Origin of the sequence: Liquorilactobacillus mali, from assembly GCF_001437155.1 — a bacterium.
GTDB lineage: Bacteria > Bacillota > Bacilli > Lactobacillales > Lactobacillaceae > Liquorilactobacillus > Liquorilactobacillus mali_A.
Genome location: NZ_JQAR01000011.1, coordinates 38969 through 65768 on the forward strand (window position 1 = coordinate 38969; position 26800 = coordinate 65768).

The following is a 26800-nucleotide window of genomic DNA, read 5'->3' on the forward strand; positions in this document are numbered from 1 at the left end:
TTATTATTTTAGTTGCAGTGCTTGGATTGGTGTATTTGAGTCAGCAAAAGCTGGATAGTCAATCATCAGAAAAACAGCCTAGAATAGTTACGACAACGGTAGCCATTACGGATGTTTTCGCCAACTTAAATATGAAATTGGTCGGTGTTCCGAGTGATAGTAGTCTTCAAAAAGTACCTAGTAAATACCATAATGTTACGCGTGTGGGCAATCATGTGAGTATTAATTGGGATAATCTGTTGACGGCTAAACCCGATATAGTCTATGTAGACTCTGAACTGACGGATGAGTATCAAAGTAAGTTAAAAGAACAAAAGGTACGTATGAAGTCCTTGAATTTTCAAAATTACGAGAGTTTAGTAAAGAGCATTAAGTACTTGGGTAGAAAGTATGATAGACAAAAAGATGCACAAAAGTTACTTTCACGAATAAAGATAAGGAATGTCAGCAGAGTTAAGAAACCCAAGGTATTGATATTAATGGGAATGCCGGGCGGAAGTTTTTTGGCAATGAACTCAAAAACGTATCTAGGTGATTTAGTTAAAAGAGCTGGTGGTGAGGTAGTTGGTGCAAGTCCGACTTCGCTTTATACCACAGCAAGCAGTGAAACAATTGCAGAGGCTAATCCGGATATTGTTATTCGGTTAGCGCATGCAATGCCTAAACAGGTAAAAGCGGCCTTTGTAACAACTTTCAAACAGAGCCCTTATAATAATTTGAAAGCAGTCAAGGAGAAACATGTCTACGATGTAGAAGCACCAAAGTTTTCACCAACAGCTAACTTGAAAGTTAGACAAGCATACAATCAGGTAAAGAGGTGGCTTGATCAAGTTGACAAATAAGCAAAAAAAAAGTTTTGGGTTAATGCTTTTAGGATGTATTTTTCTAGTTTTTTTTCAGTTAATATTCAGAATAGGAAACCAGAGCAATTGGCAACTAATTATTATTCAATTAAGACTGCCAAGGTTAATATTTGAACTTGGAACAGGGTTTGCTATAGGATTAAGCGCATTGTTGCTGGCAGCAACATTGAGACAGCCATATCTTGATGGTTCCATGATAGGGATTGCAAGCGGTTCGGAATTAATGATTGCACTAATAACGGTTTTAGTACCAAATTCATTGATTTATCGTGTCTTAGTTGGGACAGTTGCGGGAATATTGTGTTTGTTATTACTGCGCGGCAGTATCTTCAAATATCATAATCATGTTTTGTTCTTAGTTATAGGTGGATTTTGCCTTGCAATGTTTTTCAATGCCCTCACAACTATCTTGACTGAAAGTAGTGGTTGGACTGGTAAAAGCCTAGCAAATGTCACATGGCTTGATGTTGGCTGGTTGGTCCTGATTGTTTCAGTAGCAATTGCTTCTTGGAGAAAAAATAGCAGATATTTACAATACTTTGCTTTGCCTGAGCTGCAGACCAAACAACTTGGGATCGATGAAGCTAAAATTGCCTTGAATTTACAGTTAATTGCAGCAGGGTTATTAGGTGCAGTAACTGCTGTTTTAGGAACTGTTTTCTTTGCAGGAGTGGTAATTAATCAGTTGATTCGTGAATACACTCATCTTGGAATAATCGCAAGAATACCATTTGTTATTATTTTTAGCATTTTGGATGTTCTTTTGGCAGATACGGTCGCACATTTTATTTTATATCCGACGGAATTACCTACGAATGCAGTTTTACTAGTATTACTAGCACCTGCATTCTTATTGCTACTAATGAGGTGGTCGCGTGCAGTTTGAAGAGTTAACAATGGAATACAACAATAAACCGGTTTTTCAAGAAATCAGCGGAACCTTACAAAGTCAACAGATAACAGTTCTTTTAGGTCCGAATGGCAGCGGGAAGACAACCTTGATGATGGCGATGGCCCAACTTAAGAATCCTAGCAAGGGAAAAATAATAAAAAATGAAGAAACGGTTTTTTACTTGTCGCAGAAGAATCAAGTTTTTGATTATGTTACAGTAGGACAATTACTTGAAATTGCTCAATTGCATGGTAGGAGAAAGGACATTATTAATGTAGAAAAAACAATAAAAAATTTAGGATTGTTGGAATTACTGACTAGTGATATTAATACTTTGTCAGGAGGCCAGCAGCAAAGAACATGGTTAGCATACGCTTTTTTGCAGGCAACAGACATTTTATTACTTGATGAACCTTTGACATATTTAGATGTGAAATATCAGCAAGTCTTGTATAACATGATAATGGAAGGAAAAGAAAAGGGACAGACTTTTCTTGTTAGTTTACATGACATTGAGTTCACACGTAGATGTAGTGATAATATTTGGTTTTTGACAGCCAATCAGCTAGTTTCAGGAACAAAAGAGCAGCTTTTGACACAGGCGTCGATTTATCAGTATTTGGGAGTTAAAAACTATTTTATATAGTAAATACTGTGAATTTGATAGTGAACAAAATTCAAAAAAGATAATAAATAGTGAAGTAGAGTGAATTGAAATTTAATTTTCGATGCACTTTATTTTTTTTATGAAAAAAATAAATATAATAATAAAAGTAAGAATAATAGGTGAAGCAATTTGTTTTACAAAAAAGTTAGCGCTTACATAATTATTTAGAAAAAATGCAAAGCAATAAAGTTTATAAATAATAAAGAAAAAGGATGAATTAACATAGGATGTAAGTTGCCCATTATTAAAATTATGTTAAAATAGCGGAAATTAAAAGGTATCAAGAAAAAGGATGGAGGGTTAATTATGTCAGACACTTATAGCAATGATGTCGTGATCGGTGGCAAAAAGTACCAGTATTACAATATCGATAAATTTATGGTGGATCATGGTAAGAAGATTCAAGAGCTACCATATTCAATTAGAATTTTATTAGAGTTGACGTTGCGTAAAAGTGAAACAAATGCAGAAATGCGACAATTTCTATCTAATTTTCTGGATTGGGATCAAAAACATGATCATGATATTCCATATAAACCTGAACGAGTAATATTGCAAGATTTTACAGGAGTACCTGCGTTGGTTGATTTAGCGGCAATGCGCGAGGAATATGAAGCTCGCGGACAAAATCCGAATGAGATAAATCCTGATGTTCCAGTTCATCTCGTGATCGATCACTCTGTTCAAGTTGATATGGCTGGGAATGAAGATGCATTTGAATATAACATTAAACAAGAATTCAAGCGTAATCGGGAACGTTATTTATTTTTAAAGTGGGCACAGGAAAGTTTTGATAATCTATCTGTAATTCCTCCAGATACCGGAATTATTCACCAGGTTAATCTTGAATATCTTTCGTCAGTCATCAGACAATCTGATGATCCAGTACCAGTCTTATTTCCGGATACTTTGGTAGGTACAGATTCACATACTACGATGATCAATGCGCTGGGTGTGCTTGGCTGGGGAGTAGGCGGGATTGAAGCCGAAGCCAGCATGCTGGGACAAGAATCATACTTTCCAATGCCACAAGTTGTAGGGGTACGTCTGACAGGAGAGCTGCCTGCTACTGCAACTGCAACAGATTTAGCGTTGACCTTAACCCATGTGCTAAGAGATTTTAATGTTGTTGGGAAGTTTGTTGAATTCTATGGACCAGGTTTAAAGAATTTACCACTGGCTAATTGCGCAACAATTTCAAATATGGCTCCTGAATACGGAGCTACATGTGGGTTCTTCCCAATTGATCAACAGACAATTGATTATTTGCGGCTGACAGATCGTACTAAAGGGCAAATTGAGATTGTTGAAGCATATGCACGGGAAAATTCTTTGATCTATCAAGAAAATCAAGATAGTCAAAGAAAATATTCAGAATATGTGGAACTAGATTTAAGTGAGGTTGAAAGCAGTGTTGCTGGGCCTAAGAGACCGCAGGACTTGGTCAAGTTGCCTCAACTTGCACAGCAGTTCAGAAAGTATGATGAGCTAGATGATTGCGTTGTTAGTATTGAGGAGGAAAATTTTCAGTTGCGTCCAGGTGCATTAGGAATTGCTGCAATCACGAGTTGTACAAATACATCAAATCCGGAAATTTTGATTACAGCAGGTTTACTAGCTAAGAAGGCAGTCGAAAATGGTTTGAAGATTCCAGAGTATGTAAAGACCTCTTTTGCACCTGGTTCACGCGTAGTTACAGAATATCTTGCTGCTGCGAAATTACAAGAGTATCTTGATGATTTAGGATTCAACATAGTTGGTTATGGCTGTACGACATGTATTGGTAATTCAGGAAAGTTAAAAGATGGCGTGCAGGAAGTAATTGCGGAAACTGGGTATCCGCTGGCAGCGATTGAAAGCGGTAATCGTAATTTTGAAGGTAGAGTAAATCCGCTTATTAAGGACACATATTTAGCTTCACCTCCATTAGTCGTTGCGTATGCATTGGCAGGTACGCTGGATATTGACCTAAGTAAAGAAGCACTTGGATACAATCAAAAGAAAGAACCGGTATATTTAACGGATCTTTGGCCTGCTGCTGAAGAAGTAAGTGAAGTAATACACAAATATTTGAAACCAAGCTTATTCTCTAAAAATTATGGAAATATTTTTAAACAAAATGCAAGCTGGAATGACCTTCCAAGCACTAAGTCAACCAATTACAATTGGGATAAAAAATCAACATATCTTGCTTCACCACCGTTATTTGAAAAGAATGAAGAAAATTTGACTGGCTTGAGAGTGTTAGCAAAATTAGGTGATTCAATTACTACTGATCACATCTCCCCGGCTGGGTTCATAGGTCAAAGAACGCCAGCAGGAAAATATTTGTTATCACGAGGGGTAAAACCTCAGGATTTTAATTCCTATGGCTCACGACGGGGGAACCACGAAGTTATGATTAGAGGAACACTTGCAAATATTCGTCTTCAAAATCAGCTGACTCCAGATAAACAAGGTGGTTTTACCAAGAATTGGTTAACCGGTGAAGAAACTACAATTTATGATGCTGCAATGAGTTATCGTGCAAAAAAAATAGGCTCAATAATTTTGGCTGGAAAGGACTATGGGATGGGATCATCTCGAGACTGGGCAGCAAAGGGAGTTCAATTGTTAGGTGTCAAGGCCGTTATTGCTGAGAGTTTCGAAAGAATTCATCGTTCTAATTTGGTAATGATGGGAGTTTTGCCGCTGCAATATTTACCAAATGAAAATGCACAATCACTTAAACTAGATGGGGCAGAAAGTTTTTCAATTGAATTAGATGGGAAATACGCTCACATAACAGCCAAATCTGCAAATAAGATTACTAGGTTTGATGTGGTTTCGCGGTTTGATGCACCTATTGATATCAAGTATTATCAGTCAAATGGAATTTTGCCATATGTATTAGAAAAAAAGATTGCTGGTAACTAAGTTATTATACAAAGGAGGAGAATTGGGATGGATTATCCAAGAGGACTGGCAGGTGTAGTGGTCGACCAAACTAAAATAAGTTCTACGGCTGGGGCACATTTAACTTATGCAGGGTACCCGATCGAAGAATTGAGTGAAGCTTCGTTTGAAGAAGTTGTTTTTTTACTGTGGCATACAAGACTGCCTAGTGAGCAGGAACTTCGCGATTTTCGGGCTGATTTGGTTAGTAAGATGATTTTACCTGCTGAAACAATTCGTTTATTACTATACATTGCCAAGGAACCACAGCATCCAATGAGTATTCTCAGAACGACAACATCTCTTTTGGGAACGACAAACGATGTTGAACATGATGAACCACCTAAAATCTTAGCAAAAATGTTAACAGCAATTGCTGCTATTTTGCGAATTAGAGATAATGAAACGTTAATTGATGTTGACCCTAATTTGAGTGTTGTTGAGAACTTTTTATACATGATTAGGGGAGAACGGCCCGACGCAAAACTAACTAAAATGTTTTCGAGCGTCATGATTTTACAAGCTGATCATGAGTTTAATGCCTCGACATTTACTGCTCGTGTTGTTGCTTCAACTTTTGCTGATTATTATTCATGCCTAACAGCAGCGGTTTCTGCCTTAAAAGGTCCACTTCATGGCGGTGCTAATGAACGTGTTTTTGAGATGATTGAAGACATTGAGAAGAAGCAGATTAAGCCTAAAGACTATGTTGAACTTCAACTGAAGAAAAAGCGTAAAATAATGGGATTTGGTCATCGAATTTATAAGAACGGAGATCCCCGTGCATTTATTTTGGAAAAGATTGCAGCAGAATTGGCTCCGCAAACTGGAAATGAACGATATTTCAAGATTCAGCAAGAACTTGCCGAATATATGTTAGAGCGGTTTGGGCTTCATCCGAATGTCGACTACTATACTGCTTTGATATATCATTGCTTAGGTCTTGATAAATCAGTTTTTACTATGATTTTTGCAACTTGTAGGACTGCAGGCTGGTTAGCTCATATTATGGAGCAACGTCAAGAAAATTGTCTGATTCGTCCTAACTCAGAATATGTTGGGCCAATTGACCGACACTGCGCAAAGAAATAATTAAGGTGGAATGATAAATGAAACAACCAGAAAAATTAAAACTTGTCGATGGCAAACTGCTTGTACCTGATAATCCAATAATTCCTTTTATTGCAGGAGATGGAATCGGGCCGGAAATATGGCAGGCAGCACAGCGTGTTTTTGATAGTGCTGTCAATAAGATCTATGGTGATAGCCGGCAAATTCACTGGAAAAAGGTTTTAGCTGGTGAGGCTTCTTATCGAAATAGTGGAAGCTGGCTTCCAGACGAAACTTTAGCGGCTTTCAAGGAATATTTAGTTGCTATTAAGGGCCCGCTGACAACACCTGTTGGGGAAGGACACCGTTCAATTAATGTGACACTAAGACAGGAATTGGATTTATTTGCATGTGTCCGACCGGTACACTATTATGCGGGGACCCCATCACCTGTTAAGCATCCAGAAAATGTTGATATTACCGTTTTTAGAGAAAATACAGAGGATATTTATGCTGGAATTGATTTTGAGAGTGGTTCGGCAGAGGCAAAAAAATTATTAGATTTATTAAAGGATAATCACCAAGAACATAAAGTTCGCTTTCCTAGAACATCATCTTTTGCAATTAAACCAGTTTCAAGTGAAGGCTCTAAGAGAATCGTAAGAGCGGCTCTTGATTATGCGATTTCGCAAAAGAAAAGTTATTTGACCCTTGTACATAAGGGAAATATCATGAAAAAAACGGAAGGCAATTTTAAAAAATGGGGCTATGAGGTTGTGGCAGAGTTAAAAAATCAAGTATTTACAAGTGTCGAATACAATCAAATTAAGCAACAGCAAAATAAGACCGCTGCGGATAAAGCTCAACTACAAGCAAAAAAGGATGGCAAGGTGATTGTCAATGATATTATTGCCGATAACTTTTTTCAACAGTCATTATTACATCCTGAAAATTTTGATGTAGTTGCAACACTGAACTTGAACGGAGACTATATATCAGATGCTCTAGCTGCTCAAGTTGGTGGTATTGGGATCGCACCTGGTGCAAATATTAATTATCAGACTAAGCGAGCTGTTTTTGAAGCTACACATGGGACGGCTCCTCAATTTGCGGGACAAAATAAGCTGAATCCAACTTCACTGATTCTTTCAGGAGTAATGTTATTTGAATATATCGGGTGGAATGAAGTTGCGGGGGAAATTAAACGTGCGGTCGCGACTGCAATTAAACAACAAAAGGTGACAGTTGATTTTGCAGCAGCATTACCACAAGCAACTGAATTATCAACAAGCGGATTTGCGGATTACTTGATTGAACTAATAACCAAAAATGAATAATTAATAGAACTAGCCAAGTTTTGTTGACATTGTTTAAAGTGAACGACCTTTTAATTATTTTTAGAGATTACAGACAAGCATGGTGTATAAACCAAAATTTTCTAATTATAGTTGTCCTAAGTTATATAGAACCTATTAATTTACGTTAAAATTCATTAGTATGGATAGAGTGTCAGAAAATTCATTAAAGTAAAAAATATTTAAAAAAATGATTGACGTAATAATTGATGAGCGTTAAAATAACTTTAAGTTTTTATTAAAGATGATAATCTTATGAGAAGAAGAGTAACTGTGAGGGCTAATTATAAGAGAGCCTAGGATGCTGAGAATAGGTATTAGTGCGATTAGTGAAGATGGACTTTGAACAAGTGGTATTTGGTTATAAGCTAGGTATTCGGTAGGAACCGTTAAATTCCCAGGTATTTTTGTACTGTTGAGGCACATTTGGTGCGAAAAAGGGTGGTACCACGAGTAATTTCGTCCCTTGCTTGATAATTATTTATGAGCAAGGGACTTTTTTTGTAGATAAAATTGGAAGAAAGGTTTTGTTATTCTTTATTATAGTTAGTAGTGTATATCTGAGTCATTTATTTATGAAAGATGAGTATTTTGTTTGAACATGCACAGAGAGACTACGACGCTGAGAGTAGTTCATGAAAGGCAAGAGAAGATGGTCTTTTTAGAAAAATTGATTGCGAGCTGATAAGAAGTGAGCATGAGACGGTTATGCCCGTTAGCGTATCAGGGTTATGATTTCTAGAGTGGAATCAGGACTCGTTGAGAATTGTTAAGATGACTTAGCAATCAAAGATCGAGTGGTACCGCGATTAATCGCCTCGTAGTCTAAATTGACTATGAGGTTTTTATTAGCATAAAAATTATGGATTTTATAAAAAATCCATAATTCGAATTTGAAATTAAGCAATTCAATTAATAGAGTCGAAGGTACTTAACGCTTGAGATAGTAAGAGATAAAAGTATTTGAAGAGAAATATCCAATATTTTTTTAGAAAAGAAATATGTAACAGTGCTAGTCTTGTATTAAGCGTGGTTGAAATTTTTTAAAATAGTTATTTAAGAATGGAGAATTTGTTATGACAGATAAAGGCGAAAAATTGAAGCGAGAGATGACGGTAAGGCATCTATTTATGATTTCCTTAGGTGGTGTAATTGGAACTGGTCTTTTCTTGAGCTCGGGTTATACAATTCATCAAGCAGGGCCCGTGGGAACGATTCTAGCCTATGGAATTGGTGCGGTAATTGTTTATTTAGTAATGCTTTGCCTGGGAGAATTGGCAGTTGCTATGCCACAAACAGGTTCTTTCCATGTTTATGCAACACGTTTTATCGGACCCGCAACGGGATTTACTGTTGCTATTTTGTACTGGCTTACATGGACTGTTGCATTAGGTTCAGAATTTACAGCCGCAGGATTGATTATGCAAAACTGGTTTCCTAGAACGCCAACATGGTGTTGGAGTTTGTTATTCATGATCATTATTTTTGCTTCTAATGCATTTTCTGTTCGTTTTTTTGCTGAAACAGAATTTTGGTTTGCAAGTATTAAAGTATTGGCAATTATTTTCTTTATTGGAGTTGGGATACTTGCTATCTTCGGAATATTCTCTTTTAAGAAATATAATCCGCAACCATTATTTCACAATCTTTATGCAAATGGGCTTTTTCCCACAGGATTTAAAGGTGTTTTTACCACAATGCTAACTGTTAATTTTGCTTTCTCAGGAACAGAATTAATTGGTGTCACTGCTGGAGAAGCTAAGGACCCAGCTAGAACAATCCCCAAAGCAATTCACACAACACTTTGGCGACTAATTATTTTTTTCATTGGCAGTATTACCGTAATGGCAACACTTATTCCTTGGAAACAAGCAGGAGTAGGTCAAAGCCCATTTGTTCTTGTTTTTAAGAGTATTGGGCTTCCATTTGCAGGCGACATTATGAATTTTGTAATTTTAACAGCAATTTTGTCAGCTGCTAATTCCGGCCTTTATGCTTCAACCAGAATGTTATGGTCGTTATCGCACGAGAAAATGATTAACTCTTTTTTTGCTAAAACGACAAACAATGGAGTTCCATTGTATGCATTAACAGCTAGCATGCTGGGCGGAATTCTAGCACTGTTGTCAAGTGTTGTAGCAGCATCAACTGTTTATTTAGTATTGGTTTCAATTTCAGGACTTGCGGTTGTATTAGTTTGGGCAGCAATTGCACTTTCAGCAATTAATTTCCGAAAAAATTGGATAAAAGAAGGTCATAAAGTTAATGAACTTAAATTTGTGACACCTGGATATCCCTTTATCCCATGGACCGCATTAATAGCCAGTTTATTGTCGTGTATTCTAATTGTATTTGATTCAACTCAAAGACCAGCATTATTTTATATGATACCTTTTGTTCTAGGGTGTTATGGCCTGTATTTTTTCAAGAGAAAACATGAGGAAAAAGTTGAGAAGGAGGAATCTTAAGGTGAGAGCACCATTATTGGAATTATTAAATGAGAGAAAATTATTGGTACTTGATGGAGCAATGGCAACGGAACTTGAAAAAGCTGGGGTAGATACTGCTAATGAACTATGGTCGGCAACTGCTCTTCTCGACGCATCGAAGAAAATAACAGAAGTGCATCAGGAATATTTTAATGCCGGAGCAGATATCGCAATAACGAATACCTATCAAGCAACAAAGCAGGCATTTATGAAACAAGGAATAAGTGCTGACGAGAGTGTTGCATTGATAAAACAAGCTGTTTTTTGCGCGCAGGAAGCAAGAGATAGGGCCTCAGAAAACAAAAAATTATTATTGGCAGGAAGTATTGGACCTTATGGAGCCTTTCTAGCCAATGGTAGTGAATACACTGGCAATTATCATTTGTCTATTAAATCTTTCCAAGATTTTCACTATCCAAGGATGCAAGCTCTGTTTGAGGCTGGAGCAGATTTATTTGCTATTGAAACTCAGCCTAACTTTGTTGAGATTGAAGCCGTTACGGAGTTACTAGAGAGAAAATTTCCAAAAATGACTGCCTGGGTAGCACTTAGTATAAAGGATAGTAAACAATTATGTGATGGTACACCTTTGAAAAAGGTCGTGAAGTATCTTGACCAATTCGAGAGTATTAGTGCAATTGGAGTTAATTGTACGGCTATGGAGAATATAACTCCTGCATTGAATGAAATTCACTCATTAACAACAAAGCCATTAATCGTCTATCCCAATAATGGTGATATATATGATCCTATTTCGAAAAAATGGCAAGTTAACGACAAAGCTCAGAAATTTAGTGATTTAGTTCCAACTTGGATTAAGTCAGGAGCTAAAATAATTGGCGGTTGTTGTCGTACTACGCCACATGATATTCGGGAAATATCCATGGCTTTGACGCACGTAAGATCTGAGCTAACTTCTTAGTAAAAAGTCTTTTTTTAATGTTTTCAATAGCAAACAATTTCTAGAGTCCGAGCGTTATTAAATGTTTAATCATAGTTTTGAATATACAATGGAAAATATTTGCATAATCATTGAAGGAGGTTTATTAAGTGAAGAACAAAATTATTGTTTTACTAGTCGTGGTTGCAATTGCTATCGTTGCTTTTTTTTCATTTGGAGTGAATAAGGAAAATGACGAACAAAAAATTATTATGGGGTCACAGGGAACAGATACACAGGTTTGGGAGCATATTGCTAAGAGTAAAGAAGATGGGTCTAAAAATTACAGTCAAAGATTTTACAGATTCTGCATCGCTGGATAAGGGCGTTGCTGATGGAAAACTTGATGTAAATGCATTCCAATCTTATGCGTACCTGGTGACATACAATGAAGGGAACAAAGACGGACAGCTAGCAGTTCTAGGAACAACATATATTCAGCCGATGGGACTATATTCTAAAAAATATAGTAAATTAGGCAGTATACCTGATGGATCAACCTTGGCAATTGCCAATGATCCAGCTGCGGAAAGTCGTGGGTTAAAGTTGCTTGCATCTGCTGGTTTGCTGCAATTAAAACAGCATGGATCAAATGTTTTAGTAACGCCTCAAGACATAAAAAAGAATCCACATAACTATAAAATTACAACAATTTTATCGACCAATGCACCAAGTGTTCTAAAAGATAATAGTGTAGCAGCAGTCGCAATTGATAATACTACTGCACAAGAAGCTGGTCTCAATGTTTTCAAGGATTCCATTTATCATGAGAAACTTGAACAAAATACTAAAGCAAATGTTAACGTAATTGTAACGACTAAGAAGAATGCAAATAATGCAACGTACAAAAAATTAGTTAAGCTTTATCATAACAAAGCAATTCAAAAGTATATTCAGAAGAAATTTCCAGGAAAGGTTGAAGTTAATAAGTCAGTTAAGTATTTAAAAAACTAAAAAAGGATATTAAATAAAATGAAAATTACGTTGACGGGTGATAGCTTATTTTCAAGTCGAAATTTGAATAAGAGAATCGAAAAAAATATATGTAGTTTTTTACAAGAATCAGATGCAGTCTTTACTAATGCGGAATTTTGTACTCCCAAAAATCAAACGGCACCAGCGGCAGGTCGTGGTTACGTCACGGCAGTGAGAGAAAATCGTCTAGATGAGCTAAAAAAACTGGGTTTTAATCTTGTAAATTTTGCTAATAATCATACTGGTGATTTTGGTGTACAAGGTATTATGGATACAATCCATGCTGCCGAAGCACGAGATTTAGATTCAATTGGGCTTGGGAGAAGTTTAGATGAAGCTAACCAGCCTAGATTCTTAGATACAGAAAGCGGTCGCGTTGCAGTTGTTGCCGCTTCCGCAACACGTTCAGAGATTTTTCTAGCAAGTAATGGAGGTAACGGAGTACCGGCTCGTCCTGGGTTGAACCCGTTACGATGGGAACAAATATATGTTGTACCAGCAGCAGATTTTGATAATCTAAAAAAGATAAACAATCGATTAGGCTTGAGTGAAAGTATTGATGTGGGGACTGAAATTGAGCGATGGGAGCCCCTACCAGCGGATGAGATTTACGTTGGTTCAATGTATCAAGATAAAATACATTTTAAGAAGGGTAAGGATTATCAGGTCAGAACGACGCTTAACCTAGCAGATGCAGCTGCATTGATTAAGCAGGTTCGTGATGCAAAAAACAGGGCAAACTTTACGATTTTTAGCTTACACACGCATGAAGGATTAAATGAGAATTGGTACGCAGACAAACCAGCTGATTTCGTGAGAGAAATTGCACGGCAAGCTATTGATGCTGGAGCAGATGTTGTGATTGGACACGGAGCGCATTTTTTGCGGGGAATCGAATTATATCACGGTAAACCAATTTTTTATAATCTTGGTAGTTTCTTAATGGAATTTGAAGCAGGTGAGTCGATAATCCCACCTGAAATGTATGAGGCTTACCAACTACCGGATTCGTCACTTCCTTTTGTACTGCATCGTAAACGAGCTTACAATAATGGCAAACTTGCTGGTTTTAACAGCAAACGGATCTTTTCGGCGGGTTTAGCTTTACAAATTGATTTTGTTGATGGAAAAGCCGAGTATCGTTTATTACCGCTCGACTTGCAAATGGATGCACCTGATTCTTTAAAGCGTGGTATTCCAAAAATTGCGAGCAAAGATTTTACTGCAAAAACGATTCAGCGCATGCAGATGCTGAGTAACAGTTTTGAAACTAAAGTTAGTTTTGAATATAAAACTGGAAAGCTAAAATTAGAAAAAATAAATTTTTGTTGACAAAAAGGTAGTAAAGTTTTAAGATAACTGTAATTTAATATTCGTCCATACAAACCGATGAAGTGGAGATCAAGATAGTTGTGCACATACAGAGAACCGGCGTTGCTGAGAGCCCGGTTGAACGCAAGCTGTTAAATGGACCACTGAGGGTGCGGTTAAAGCATGAAAAGTGTTAGTACTCCGTAACGTAAGATACACGTCAGATATCAGGGATGTGATTGCATCCTGTAAAGAGTGTGGTTTATTAAGCAGTAATTGACTGCTTTTTGAGCTACGAATTAAGGTGGTACCGCGGAAAATCCGTCCTTAGCAGGTAACTGTTATGGACGGATTTTTTTGTAGAAAGGAGTAACAAAATGTTTCCTGAAATTGATGAGTTAAAAAAGATTGCTTCGTCTTATAATTTTGTCCCAGTTGCTAAGCGTTTATCTTTAACAAAAGACGAGGAAGAACAGTTATTACTATCCCTGGCACGCGATAAGGAGACAGTTTATTTTTCAGGTGGGAATCATGCACTTGGAAATTATAGTTATTTTGTAATTCAACCAACACGAAGCATTACCGTCTTAGATGGGGTTTTAATTGATAGCAGCAAACATGGGGACAAAGCAGTAAAAGGTGTAAATCCTCACAATTATTTGGAGAGAATCCTAAAGGAGCATGAACAGCCTGTTATTTCAGGGCTTCCACCCTTTACTGGAGGACTAATAGGCTATTTCTCATATGAATATACTAAATATTATCAAAGGCATATTAATTTTCAGCATACCAATCCAGATAATATTCAAGACATCGGATTATTCTGTTGTGACAAATTAATTGCGTATAATCGTGATAAATCAGAAGTGAGCTTGATCATCAGTATTGCAACTGAAAATTTAGAAGCTAACTATAAGCAGGCAAAAGAGAAACTTGAAGAACTGAAAACAAGGGTGTTTGCACGAATTGGCAAAACTTATGAAATGCCACAATTGAAGATGACCGGTGATTTTCAAATGCATTTTAATGAAGCTGAGTATTCAAATAAAGTTCAAATTGCAAAAGAACATATCACGGTAGGAGATATTTTTCAATTAATCATGTCCAATCCGCAGAAAGTAAACTTGACTGGTGATTTATTACCGCTTTTAAGGCAATTAATGATAGATGAACCGCATGCTTATCACTTTTATTTTAAGCAAAAAGACTTTGCCGCCGTAGCGGCTTCACCTGAAACATTGATTACGAGACAAGGACAAGAACTTGCAAGTTATCCTTTGGCAGGAACCCGAAAGCTGACAGATGATGATGCAAAGAATCGAAAAAATTGTGCAGAATTATTAGGCAGTGCAAAAGAATTAGCAGAGCATAACATGTTAGTTGATCTTGGGAGAAATGATCTTGGACAGATAAGCAAATTTGGAACAATTCATGTCACAAAGCATGCTTTTCTAGAAAAGTTTTCGACCGTTGTTCATTTAGCATCTGTCATTAAAAGTCAGGCATTGCCAGAGAAAAGTGCATTGGATGTCTTAGATGCTGTTTTTCCAGCGGGAACCTTGTCGGGGGCACCAAAAGTTAAGGCAATTCAAATTATTAATGAATTGGAACACTTTAAACGAGGAATCTATGGCGGCTGTTTCGGCTATATGAGCTTTTCAGGTGCTCTTGATATGGCAATTGGAATTCGATTACTGCATAGGAACGGACGAAATGGTATTTTGCATACAGGAGCTGGGATTGTGGCCGATAGTATAGCAAAAAATGAATATCAGGAATGTCTGAATAAATCGAGATCAGTAAGAAATGCATTGGCTAAGGTTAGTGTTAGAGGTGAAAAAAATGGAATTACTAATTGATAATTATGATAGTTTTACCTATAACTTGTATCAGCAAATTGGCCAATTTACTTCTGATATTGTGGTAAAAAAGAATGATGAGGTTGATTGTGATGCAATTGCGAGGTTAAAGCCAGAACATATTATTATTTCGCCAGGTCCAGGCCGTCCAAATGATGCAGGTAATTGTGTGGAGATCGTTGACAAATTTGCCGGTAAAATTCCAATATTGGGTGTTTGCATGGGATTAGAGGTAATCGCTGCAGCATTTGATACCGATGTTGTTATTGCACCAAAGCTGATGCACGGGAAAGTCGATACTATCAAGGTAGAATATGTTGATGAGATTTTAAAGGGAACACCCCGTAAATTCCAAGCAGCTAGATATCACTCGTTAATTGCGGATTATCAACAGTTACCTTCGAATTTTAATATTACAAGCGTCTCAAGTGATAATGAATTAATGTCTTTTTCAGATAGTCAAAAGCACATATATGCAATTCAATATCATCCAGAATCAATTATGACGGATAGAGCGGTTGGAGATACGATTATTCGGAACTTCTTAAAAGTTTAACTAGTAAAAAATAATAAATTGAAAATTTAATATTTATCCATACAAACTACTGAAGTGGAGATCAAGATAGTTGTGCACATACAGAGAACCGGCGTTGCTGAGAGTCCGGTTGAACGCAAGCTGTTAAATGGACCACTGAGGGTGCGGTCAAAGCACGAAAAATGTTAGTACTCCGCAACGTAAGACTCACGTTAGATGTCAGGGATGTGATTGCATCCTGTAAGAGTGTGTGTTTCATAGGCACAGTAGCTAACTGGCTTGAGATTGCAAATTAAGGTGGTACCGCGGAAAATCCGTCCTTAACAGGTGACTGTTATGGGCGTTTTTTTATAGGAGGAGAAAAGATGGAAGAATTTCGATGGCGGATTCTTTTAAAACATGGGTTGCACATATAGAAATAATTCTTAGGGAGGATATAAATATGATAAAAGAAGCAATAAAAAAAGTTGTTAGTGGCAGTAATCTGAGTTATGAGGAAATGAATCGGGTAACAGATGAAATAATGTCAGGCAAAGCTACGGATATTCAGATTGCCGCATTTTTGACAGCATTAGCAGAAAAAAAGGAAACAGTCGATGAGATCGCAGGAGCGGCTCAATCAATGAGGGAGCATGCGCTAAATTTTGATTCCAGTCAAAAAGAAACACTTGAAATCGTAGGAACTGGTGGCGATAATGCCCATACATTCAATATCTCCACAACAACAGCCTTTGTTGTTTCGGCGACCGGAATATCAGTGACAAAGCATGGCAACAGAGCGGCTTCATCTTTGAGTGGTGCGGCGGATGTATTAGAGGCTCTAGGAGCGAAAATAAATATCGATCCTAAAAAATCGTCTGAAATCCTAGATAAAATTGGCATTTGTTTTCTATTTGCGCAAGAGTATCATCAAGCGATGCGTTACGTTGCAAAGGTCCGCAAAGAGTTGGCTTTTAGAACTATTTTTAATATCTTAGGACCACTTGCAAACCCGGCTGGAGCAAAGATGCAATTAATGGGTGTATATGATGATCAGCTACTCCAAGTTATACCTGGAGTAATGCAGCGATTAGGTGCTAATTCAGGGATGATTGTTCATGGAACCGATGGACTAGATGAAATTACATTAACCGGTCCAACTAAGGTAGCCGAGTTCAATGAAAAAGAAATAAAAAATTACGAATTGATGCCAGAACAATTCGGCTTTCATAGTTGTACGGAACAAGATTTGGTTGGAGGAACTCCACAAGAAAATGCAAAAATTACCCGTGATATTTTGAGCGGAGTGACCGGCCCCAAGCGAGATGTTGTACTTTTGAATGCTGCAGCTGCAATTCATATTGTACATCCTGAGGTTGATTTTTTTGAAGGAATTCGTGAAGCAAAAGAAGCAATAGACAGCAAAAGGGCATTAGCTAAGCTAAATGACTTCATTAAACTGACGAATGATGACGAGGTAACCGTATGATACTAGATGATTTGGTTGCAGCAACATCTGAACGACTTGAGTTATGCAAAAAGAAAGTAACGTTTGAAGAATTAAAGTTGCTTAGTAGGCAGAGTAAAAGCAAGGGGCTTGCGGAATCTTTTAAACAGAATTTGAGGGCTGACGGGCTGAGTGTAATTGCAGAGGTAAAGCAAGCTTCTCCCTCAAAAGGGATAATCGTTAACGAATTTCCTTATTTGGAGATTGCTAAGGAATATCAAGCTGCAGGAGTTAGCGCGATATCTGTGTTAACGGAAGAAAAATATTTCCATGGGAAGCTAGAATATCTGAGAGAAATAGCTCAGAAAAGTGAACTACCAATCTTACGGAAAGACTTTGTAATCGATCCATATATGATTTATGAAGCTCGGGCTGCAGGAGCAACACTTATTTTATTGATTGTGGCGATTCTCAGTGATGAACAATTAAATGAGTATTTGGAATTGGCACGTGATTTGGGAATGGAGGCAATTGTAGAAGTTCATAATCATCATGAATTAACACGAGCTTTAAATACGGATGCAGCGATTATTGGGATTAATAACCGAGACTTGACTAATTTCAAGGTTAGTCTAGAAACTACTTGCAAACTCAGCGCTTTGGTTCCAGAAAATCGGTTGGTGATTTCAGAGAGTGGGATACAAAGTGGAAAAGACATAACCTATTTGCAAGATAATGCAAGAATTAATGGAGTTTTAGTTGGAGAGTATTTAATGCGTGCAAAGAATAAAAAAGATACAATTTTAAAGATGAAAGGATAAGAAATGACTAAAGTAAAGATTTGTGGCATCAAAGATTTAAAAACAGTTGCCATCCTAAATCGGACCCTCCCTGATTATGTGGGCTTTGTCTTTGCTAAAAGCTCACGTCAAGTAAGCATTGAGCAGGCAAAAAAAATTCGTAAGCAGCTTTTACCTTGTATCAAAACAATCGGTGTCTTTACAGAGTTTAAGAAACAAACCATTGAAATTTTAATTGAACAGAAAATAATTCAGGGAGTCCAATTTCATACTAAGATTTCGACTGTAGAAGTTGATAATCTCCAAAGCAAAGGTTTATTGATTTTTCAAATAGCAAACAAAACGACAAAGCCCGCTAAAAAAGTGGATTACTGGATGTTTGATTCAAAAGTACCAGGTTCGGGACAATTGGCTGATTGGAATCAGATTGATGCAAAAGGACATCCATTCATAGTTGCAGGTGGATTAAATGCAGATAATGTGGGTACTGTCATTTCTAAGTTGCATCCAGAAATTGTTGATGTTAGTTCTGGAGTAGAGATAAATGGTCAAAAAAATGATAATGAAATAGCTAAATTTATAAGGAGTGTTAAAGATGCAGACGAAAAAAACAAGTGAATTAAACGGGCGTTTCGGTCAATATGGAGGACAATACATTCCTGAGACTTTGATGAGTGAAGTGACTAAGTTGGCAAAGGCATACGAACGTTATCGAAATGATCCTGACTTTCAAGCGGAAATGATGGATCTATTGAAGAACTATGCAAATCGGCCATCGTTGTTATATTACGCTAAAAGAATGACTGCAGATCTTGGCGGTGCTCAGATTTATTTTAAGCGGGAAGATTTGAATCATACTGGTTCACACAAAATAAATAATGTGATTGGACAGATACTTTTAGCAAAGAAAATGGGTAAAACTAGAGTAATTGCTGAGACTGGTGCTGGACAGCATGGGGTAGCTACGGCTACAGTTGCCGCCCTTATGGGAATGGAATGTGAAATCTTCATGGGTCAAGTAGACACAAAAAGACAAGCATTGAATGTATATCGAATGGAGCTTTTAGGGGCAAAAGTCAATTCAATCACAACTGGAACGGGAACCTTAAAAGATGCAGTTAATGCCGCAATGCAGGAATGGAGCAGAAGAACCAGTGATACACATTATGTCATTGGTTCCGTGATGGGTCCATATCCATTTCCGACAATGGTTAGTGATTTCCAGTCTATTATTAGCAAGGAAATCAAACAGCAGTTGCAGGAAGAGACAGGAAAGCTGCCTGATGCAGTAGTTGCATGTGTTGGCGGCGGAAGTAATGCTATGGGGGCTTTCTATCATTTTATTGATGAGCCCACTGTAAGGTTAATTGGTTGCGAGGCTGCAGGTAAAGGTGTTGATACAAAACAGCATGCAGCAACGATCGAGCGCGGTAGTGTAGGAATTTTTCATGGAATGAAATCAAAGTTTCTTCAAAATGAAGACGGACAAATAGATCAAGTATATTCAATCTCTGCAGGACTTGATTATCCAGGAATCGGCCCACAGCACGCAGCCTTGGCAGATACTAAACGTGCAGAATATGTTGGAATTACTGATGATGAAGCTGTTGAAGCTTTTGAATATATTGCTCGTCAAGAGGGAATTATTGCGGCGATTGAAAGCTGCCATGCAGTTGCCTATGTGATGAAGCTTGCACCACAGATGAAAAAAGATCAGATTATTGTTTGCAATCTTTCGGGACGAGGAGACAAAGATGTCGCAGCTATTGCGAGATACAAAGGAGAGAAAATTTATGACTGAGCAAAGATTAAGAGAGGCCTTTGGCAAGCAGCATAAAACATTTATTGGGTTTGTTACGGCGGGTGATCCGACTTTTGATAAGTCAGTTGCTTCAATTTTAGCATTGGATGCAGGTGGGGCAGATGTTGTAGAAGTTGGAATACCATTTAGTGATCCTGTTGCAGATGGGCCGGTTATTCAAGACGCAGACTTGCGAGCTTTCGCAGCTGGAATAACGACTACTAAAGTATTTGAATTGGTTGAAGAAGTGCGAAGGAAGAGCGATGTATCCCTAGTGTTATTAGTTTATTTGAATAATATTTTCAAATATGGTTATGACCGTTTCTTTTCTAAGTGTAAACAAGTTGGGATAGATGGTGTGATCATACCAGATCTACCAATGGAAGAACGAGGAGAAGTGTTGCCATTTGCACACAAGTATCAATGTGCACTGATTCCATTAGTATCTCCGACTTCAGCAAAACGGATTCCACAAATCGTTCAAGGAACCACAGGCTTCGTATATGTTGTTTCTTCAATGGGAGTCACGGGGGTCAGAAGCCAGCTTGATTCTAATTTAGAGGACATGATTGCAGCAATTCGTAATTCAACAGATGCTCCTATTGCAGTTGGTTTCGGTATTCATACACCTGAGCAGGCGGCTAAAATCGCAGCGATTGCAGATGGCGTAATTGTGGGATCAGCAATTGTTAAGATAATTGCTCAAAATACGGCAGAAACATCTAAAAAAATTACAGAGTATACTAGAAAAATGAGCAAAGCAATTTATAAAATAAATAGAGAAAAAAGTTTATAAAAACTTGTTGATAGCGCTTACAATGGCTGGTATTATAATCACATAAAGCAGAGCGTGTTACTGATTCGATCAGGCATTAACCCACTTTTAGATTGGTTGTTATAAAAAGCAACCATCTAGGGCGGGTTTTTTTAATACTTAATTTCTGGAGGAAGTGATCATGAAATTTATTAAGAATTTTAATAATAATGCTGCTTTAGTTGAAGATGAACAAGGTACTGAATGGATTGTGATTGGGAATGGTGTAGGTTTTGGTAAGAAGAAAGGAATGCTAGTTGATGAAGGGAGGATAGAACGTCGCTTTGTAACTGCTGAAAAGAATAGCCTGGATATTGAGAGTTTCAAAGAAATTGAATCGCAATCATTAGAATTAACGACAAAAGTTATTGAATTGGTTGAACCTTTACTGAAAATCAGGTTTAATGATTATCAATATTTTGTTCTTGCAGACCATATTGATTTTTCTTTAAAACGGGCTCATGAAGGAATCGAGATTAGTGATGGAACCGTTATTTGGGAAATCAGTAAGTTATTCAGCGAAGAATATCAGGCGGCAAAAGAAGCCATTAACTTGATAAATCAACAGGCACGTGTTCAATTACCAAAAAATGAGATTGTCTTTATGACATACCATTTTGTGAATGCAAGCATGGATGGTTCACGGCTTCAAGATACAATCAAAATTACGAAATTGATTTCCGGAATTATTGATATCATACAATACCAATTTCATCTGACGTTAGATACAGAATCTTTTAATTATAGTCGTTTTGTTACGCATCTACGTGCATTGATGGTTCAAAGAGTTAGTAAAACAAGTATGATGGCTAGTGAACTAGATCCCGCATTACTCAAGTTAATGCAGCTGAAATATCCACTTGCATATGAAACAACTGAACGAATTGGTGATTATCTGCAGAAAGAAACAAACTGGAAGTTGCAGCCGGATGATAAAGTCTATTTGACCTTACATGTCTGGCGTGTGACCCATCGGCAAAAAAATAATAAAAGTATTTTGGTGTGTTACTGATAAAGCAGGCATTAACCCAGAGACTTTGCAAATTATTTTATCCTAATTGGATAAATATTGCGTGGTTGTCTGGGTTTTTATTTTGAATTTAGGAGATGAAAAAAATGAAATATGAAGATCTCAGCAAAGAAATTATTGATGGAGTCGGCGGAAAAGAAAATGTCAACAGCGTGGTTCATTGTACTACACGATTAAGATTCAAGTTAAAAGATGAAGGATTAGCTAAAACAGAAAAATTAAAAACAACTGACGGTGTTATTACGGTGGTTCAGTCAGGAGGTCAATATCAAATTGTAATTGGTAACCATGTGGCAGATGTATATGATGATTTAATCAAAGTTGGTGGGTTTCAAGATGGAGGTTCGGTACCGGATGATTATGGTGAAAAGTCCGATATGAGCTTATTGGATCGCTTTATTGATTTTGTTTCAGGTATATTCACACCTATTTTAGGACCGCTGTGTGCAGCTGGTATGATTAAAGGCTTTACAGCGATGTTTGTGGCATTTGGCTGGATCACAGCGACTTCTGGGAGTTATTTGATATTGCATGCTATTGGAGATGGTTTCTTCTACTTCTTCCCAGTTCTTCTTGGGTTTACTTCGGCTAATAAGTTTAAAGTTGATAAGTTTGTGGGAATGGCAATTGGTGCGGTTTTATGTTATCCAGATATAGTTGCGATAAACAGTAGTAAGACAGTTTTGTATACATTATTTAAGGGAACTTTCTTTGCCTCTGATATTCATACAACATTCTTCGGGATTCCAGTAATTATGATGAATTATACTTCGTCAGTAATTCCAATTATTTTAGCAGTATGGTTTGCTTCACATGTTGAAAAGTGGGCCAAAAAGGTTATCCCAGACGTTGTTAAAACATTCTTAGTACCTTTTGTTACTTTAGTTATTACCTTACCAGTTACTTTTATTGTAATTGGTCCGATTGCAACTTGGTTAAGCACTGCGGTTTCAGATGTTACAGTTGCAATCTACAACTTTAGTCCTATTTTTGCTGGGATACTAATGGGGGCGTTTTGGCAAGTATTTGTTATGTTCGGACTTCATTGGGGATTCGTGGCAGTTATGCTTACTAACCTTGCTTCTAAGGGGTATGATCCAATCGTTGTTCTTGCATTCGCGGCATCATTTGCACAAACTGGGGTCGTTCTTGCGATGACACTTCAGACAAAAAACAAAAAAACACGCAGCATCGGAATTCCAGCAGTTATTTCGGGGATTTTTGGAGTAACAGAGCCAGCAATTTATGGCCTTTCGCTTCCTAGAAAACGACCATTTATTTTAAGCTGTATTGCTGCAGCTGTAGGTGGTGGATTACTTGGGTTTTTTGGAACAAAAACTTATATTTATGGTGGTTTAGGAATCTTTGCCTTCCCAAGTTATATTAATAGCAAAACAGGTATTAACATGGCCTTCTATGGTTCAATCATTGCAGCAGCTGTTGCTGCAATACTTGGATTTGTTTTACAAGCCATCTTTGGCAAGAATTATGTTGATATTGAGCCTGAAGTTGCAACTGCAGGAGCATCAACTGCTTCTCAAGTTGAAACTCCAGTGGATGAAAGTAACACCACAACAATCTTTAATAAAGCGACAACTTTGGCAAGCCCTCTTTCTGGGAAGTTGATTCAGTTATCAGAAATAGATGATAAAGTCTTTGCTTCTGGAGCCATGGGCAAAGGAATTGCAATTGATCCAACTGAGGGAGTTATCTATGCACCTGCCGATGGAGAGATTGTATTGGCCTTTCCCACTGGACATGCAGTTGGATTGAAAACAACTGATGGGGCTGAGTTATTGATGCACATTGGAATGGACACTGTCAATCTTGAAGGAAAAGGATTTGAGATACTTGTAAAGCAAGGGAATCAGGTTAAATTAGGGACACCGCTTGTTAAATTCGATATTGCGGCAATCAAGGCAGCAGGCTACAGTGTTGTCACTCCATTAGTTGTTACAAATTCCAAGAACTACCATGAGATAAAAATAGTAACCGATAAGAGTGAAGTCACAAAGAACGAAGCATTGTTAGAACTATCATAGGAATGAAAGAAGGCAAAAAATGAAATTTTCAGATAACTTTCTGTGGGGCGGAGCAACTGCGGCTAATCAATGCGAAGGAGCATATCTGACTGATGGCAAAGGATTATCATTAGTTGATATTTTACCCGCCGAGACGGAGAAAAGAAATGAAGCATTGTTCGACCCAAAACAGGCATTAGCCACAAATTATCAGTATTATCCAAGTCATGAATCAATTGACTTCTATCATCATTTTCGTGAAGATATCAAGCTGTTTGCGGAAATGGGTTTTAAGGTATATCGCATGTCAATCAGCTGGCCAAGAATTTTCCCAAATGGGGATGATGAACAGCCTAATGAGCAAGGATTGAAATTCTATGATGAGGTCTTTGCAGAATGTCGGAAATACAAGATTGAGCCTTTGGTAACCATTAATCATTTTGATACCCCATTAGCCTTGTTTAAAAAATATAATGGCTGGACTGACCGCAGATTAATCGATTTATATTTGAAATATTGTGAAGTCCTCTTTAAACGCTATAAGGGACAGGTAAAGTATTGGTTGACCTTTAACGAAATCAACATGATATTGCACATTCCGTTTCTAGGTGGTGGACTTGACGTAAAAGGTACTGAGAACCCAGAACAGTTAAAATATCAAGCTGCGCATCATCAATTAGTGGCTTCTGCACTTGCTACAAAATTGGCGCATGAAGTGGATGATGAAAATCAAGTCGGCTGTATGTTAGCTGCAGGACAAACATACCCATACACATGCAATCCAAAAGATGTTTGGGCATCATTAAATGCTGATCGGGAAGGATACTTCTTTATTGATGTCCAGTCTCGCGGATATTATCCAAGTTACGCTGACAAAATATTCAGAGAAAAAGAAGTTGAATTGGAGTGGGCAGAGACTGATAGGAGAGACTTACATGAAAATACCGTAGATTTTATTTCCTTTAGCTACTATTCTTCAAGGTTAACAAGCGCCGATCCGAATGTAATGGGAAAAACAGCTGGCAATATCTTTGCTTCACTTAAAAATCCATATTTAAAAACAAGTTCATGGGGTTGGCAAACAGATGGTTTGGGTCTACGGATAACAATGAATCAAATTTATGATCGCTATCAAAAACCACTTTTTGTGGTTGAAAATGGTCTAGGAGAAAAAGATTTAGTTACTCCCGAAAATGAGATTCACGATCAATACCGAATTGATTATCTAAGAGAGAACTTACGTGAGTTGGGTGCTGCAATCGAAGATGGTGTTGAGTGTCTTGGTTACACCAGTTGGGGCTGCATAGATTTGGTCTCAGCCGGAAGCGGAGAGATGTCGAAGCGCTATGGATATATATATGTTGATAGAAATGATAAAGGTGAAGGCTCATTACAAAGATTGAAAAAGGATTCATTTTATTGGTATCAAAAGGTTATAGCTACAAACGGCAAATATTTACTAGAGGAGGGTGATTAAATGTATAGTAAGAATGTTCCCAGCGGTTTTCCAAAGAATTTTTTGTGGGGTGGAGCAACTGCTGCTAATCAGGTTGAGGGTGCTTGGAATATTGATGGTAAGGGAATTTCAACAGCTGAGGTAGTCAAACGGGCTACCAATCGCAAAGATTTTACACTTAATGAAGTAACTAAACAATCATTGGAAGAAGCTCTTGAGGATACAAGTACGACAACTTATCCTAAACGACGTGGAATTGATTTTTACCATCATTATGAAGAAGATATCAAACTTTTTTCCGAAATGGGTTTTAAGGCATATCGTTTATCTATTGCTTGGACCAGAATTTTTCCAAATGGTGATGAAAACGAACCAAATGAAAAAGGACTTTTGTTCTATGATCGTGTTTTTGAAACATGTAAAAAATATGGAATAGAACCAGTCGTAACGATCTCGCATTATGAGATGCCCTTGGGGCTAACACTAAAGAGTAACGGCTGGGAGTCAAGAGAAACAATTGACGAGTTTACAAAATTTACGAAAGTTCTCTTTGAACGCTACAAAGGTCAAGTAAAGTACTGGCTGACATTCAATGAAATTAATGCTGCAGTTTGGGGATTTAATGGCACTGGAGCTCTCGATGAAGGTCTGCCTGTAACACAAAAAATGCAATTGCGTTATCAAGCATTGCATCATCAATTCATTGCAAGTGCACTGGCTGTGTTACAGTGCCATGAAATTGATCCCGAAGCAAGGATCGGTTCTATGCTCGCGAGAATGCAAACATATCCTAAAACACCAGCACCTGGTGATGTACGTGCAGCTCAATTGCAAGATCAATTGAATCTTTTCTTCACTGATGTCCAAGTTCGTGGTGAATATCCTAGATATATGAATAGATATTTCCGTGATAATGGAATTGAATTGGAGTTTGCTACAAGTGATGAAGAAACTTTAAAACAAGGAAAGGTAGACTTTCTGAGTTTTAGTTACTATATGTCCACTGTTACATCGGATGATGAAGATATCACTAAGGCAACTGGAAACTTTGCTCTTGGAGAGGCTAATCCGTATTTGAAATCAAGCGAATGGGGATGGCAGATTGATCCAATTGGTCTCCGAATTACATTGAACGAATTATGGGATCGTTATCAAATACCGCTATTTGTTGTAGAGAATGGCCTTGGGGCGGTTGATGAATTGACAGCAGATAAAAAAATTCATGATGATTATCGGATTGATTATTTGCGCAAACACATTGTCGAGATGAAAGAATCAATTAAAGATGGTGTTGAATTGATGGGATATACAACTTGGGGACCAATTGATTTAGTTAGTGCATCCACATCTGAGATGTCGAAACGTTACGGTTTCATTTATGTTGATCAAGATGATGATGGAAATGGTAGCCTGGAAAAAATTCGCAAAGATTCATTTTATTGGTTCAAGGATGTTATTGCATCAAATGGTGAAAAGTTGTAATTAATTATGAGATATGGATTTAAAATAAAAGAGCTGGGTCAATTTGAAGTGCAACACAAAAGTTAGACAAAATAGATATTTTTATGCTGCTAAGGTATGT

The 26800-nt window shown here is 37.4% G+C and carries 20 protein-coding genes and 1 pseudogene; all 21 read left to right on the plus strand.

Features of this window, described 5'->3' with window-relative positions; all coding sequences use genetic code 11:
• The first annotated feature begins 29 nt into the window (after window positions 1-29).
• The 21 genes and pseudogenes from IV36_RS06285 (at window position 30) to IV36_RS06385 (ending at window position 26700) form a co-directional block, all read left to right on the plus strand.
• Window positions 30-842 (plus strand): ABC transporter substrate-binding protein, encoded by an 813-nt coding sequence (locus tag IV36_RS06285; protein WP_235810258.1) that lies wholly within the window; start codon window positions 30-32, stop codon window positions 840-842.
• Window positions 832-1749, plus strand: coding sequence for an iron chelate uptake ABC transporter family permease subunit (locus IV36_RS06290; RefSeq protein ID WP_056991357.1), 918 nt, complete (start codon window positions 832-834; stop codon window positions 1747-1749). Before IV36_RS06285 ends, IV36_RS06290 begins: the two co-directional genes overlap by 11 nt.
• Window positions 1739-2401, plus strand: a complete 663-nt coding sequence (locus IV36_RS06295; RefSeq protein ID WP_056991358.1) for an ABC transporter ATP-binding protein — start codon at window positions 1739-1741, stop codon at window positions 2399-2401. Before IV36_RS06290 ends, IV36_RS06295 begins: the two co-directional genes overlap by 11 nt.
• Window positions 2402-2728: 327 nt before the next feature.
• Complete coding sequence (acnA, locus tag IV36_RS06300) at window positions 2729-5338, plus strand: aconitate hydratase AcnA (protein WP_056991359.1); 2610 nt, start codon at window positions 2729-2731, stop codon at window positions 5336-5338.
• Between the two features lie 27 nt (window positions 5339-5365).
• Entirely contained in the window at window positions 5366-6448 is a 1083-nt protein-coding gene (locus IV36_RS06305) for a citrate/2-methylcitrate synthase (RefSeq protein WP_056991360.1), read from the plus strand.
• A 17-nt stretch (window positions 6449-6465) separates the two neighbouring features.
• On the plus strand, window positions 6466-7743 hold the full coding sequence (gene icd / locus IV36_RS06310) for an NADP-dependent isocitrate dehydrogenase (RefSeq protein WP_056991361.1): 1278 nt from the start codon (window positions 6466-6468) through the stop codon (window positions 7741-7743).
• Between the two features lie 1094 nt (window positions 7744-8837).
• A complete protein-coding gene (locus tag IV36_RS06315; protein WP_056991362.1) occupies window positions 8838-10229 on the plus strand; it encodes an amino acid permease in 1392 nt (463 codons plus the stop codon).
• A 1-nt stretch (window position 10230) separates the two neighbouring features.
• Window positions 10231-11172: a homocysteine S-methyltransferase gene (gene mmuM / locus IV36_RS06320; RefSeq protein ID WP_056991363.1), complete on the plus strand. Its 942-nt coding sequence runs from the start codon at window positions 10231-10233 to the stop codon at window positions 11170-11172.
• A gap of 128 nt (window positions 11173-11300) precedes the next feature.
• Window positions 11301-12144 (plus strand): annotated as a pseudogene (locus tag IV36_RS06325) (MetQ/NlpA family ABC transporter substrate-binding protein).
• Between the two features lie 18 nt (window positions 12145-12162).
• Window positions 12163-13497: a CapA family protein gene (locus IV36_RS06330; RefSeq protein ID WP_056991364.1), complete on the plus strand. Its 1335-nt coding sequence runs from the start codon at window positions 12163-12165 to the stop codon at window positions 13495-13497.
• 356 nt (window positions 13498-13853) lie between these two features.
• Entirely contained in the window at window positions 13854-15335 is a 1482-nt protein-coding gene (locus IV36_RS06335; protein WP_056991365.1) for an anthranilate synthase component I family protein, read from the plus strand.
• Window positions 15319-15891, plus strand: a complete 573-nt coding sequence (locus tag IV36_RS06340; protein WP_056991366.1) for an anthranilate synthase component II — start codon at window positions 15319-15321, stop codon at window positions 15889-15891. Before IV36_RS06335 ends, IV36_RS06340 begins: the two co-directional genes overlap by 17 nt.
• 421 nt (window positions 15892-16312) lie before the next feature.
• Window positions 16313-17338 carry an anthranilate phosphoribosyltransferase gene (gene trpD / locus IV36_RS06345; RefSeq protein ID WP_056991367.1) on the plus strand — a complete coding sequence of 342 codons (1026 nt, stop codon included), beginning with the start codon at window positions 16313-16315 and terminating at the stop codon, window positions 17336-17338.
• The gene (trpC, locus tag IV36_RS06350; RefSeq protein WP_056991368.1) at window positions 17335-18117 is read left to right on the plus strand and encodes an indole-3-glycerol phosphate synthase TrpC; all 783 of its coding nucleotides are present in this window, start codon (window positions 17335-17337) and stop codon (window positions 18115-18117) included. Before trpD ends, trpC begins: the two co-directional genes overlap by 4 nt.
• Window positions 18118-18120: 3 nt before the next feature.
• A complete protein-coding gene (locus IV36_RS06355; protein WP_056991369.1) occupies window positions 18121-18714 on the plus strand; it encodes a phosphoribosylanthranilate isomerase in 594 nt (197 codons plus the stop codon).
• Complete coding sequence (gene trpB, locus IV36_RS06360; RefSeq protein ID WP_056991370.1) at window positions 18692-19897, plus strand: tryptophan synthase subunit beta; 1206 nt, start codon at window positions 18692-18694, stop codon at window positions 19895-19897. The genes IV36_RS06355 and trpB overlap by 23 nt, the downstream gene beginning before the upstream one ends.
• Window positions 19890-20693 (plus strand): tryptophan synthase subunit alpha, encoded by an 804-nt coding sequence (gene trpA / locus IV36_RS06365; protein ID WP_056991371.1) that lies wholly within the window; start codon window positions 19890-19892, stop codon window positions 20691-20693. Before trpB ends, trpA begins: the two co-directional genes overlap by 8 nt.
• Before the next feature lie 160 nt (window positions 20694-20853).
• Entirely contained in the window at window positions 20854-21723 is an 870-nt protein-coding gene (locus tag IV36_RS06370) for a PRD domain-containing protein (protein WP_056991372.1), read from the plus strand.
• Between the two features lie 104 nt (window positions 21724-21827).
• Window positions 21828-23783 carry a beta-glucoside-specific PTS transporter subunit IIABC gene (locus IV36_RS06375; RefSeq protein ID WP_056991373.1) on the plus strand — a complete coding sequence of 652 codons (1956 nt, stop codon included), beginning with the start codon at window positions 21828-21830 and terminating at the stop codon, window positions 23781-23783.
• A 19-nt stretch (window positions 23784-23802) separates the two neighbouring features.
• Window positions 23803-25239, plus strand: coding sequence for a 6-phospho-beta-glucosidase (locus tag IV36_RS06380; RefSeq protein WP_056991374.1), 1437 nt, complete (start codon window positions 23803-23805; stop codon window positions 25237-25239).
• Window positions 25240-26700 (plus strand): glycoside hydrolase family 1 protein, encoded by a 1461-nt coding sequence (locus tag IV36_RS06385; RefSeq protein ID WP_056991375.1) that lies wholly within the window; start codon window positions 25240-25242, stop codon window positions 26698-26700.
• The last annotated feature ends 100 nt before the right edge of the window (window positions 26701-26800 follow it).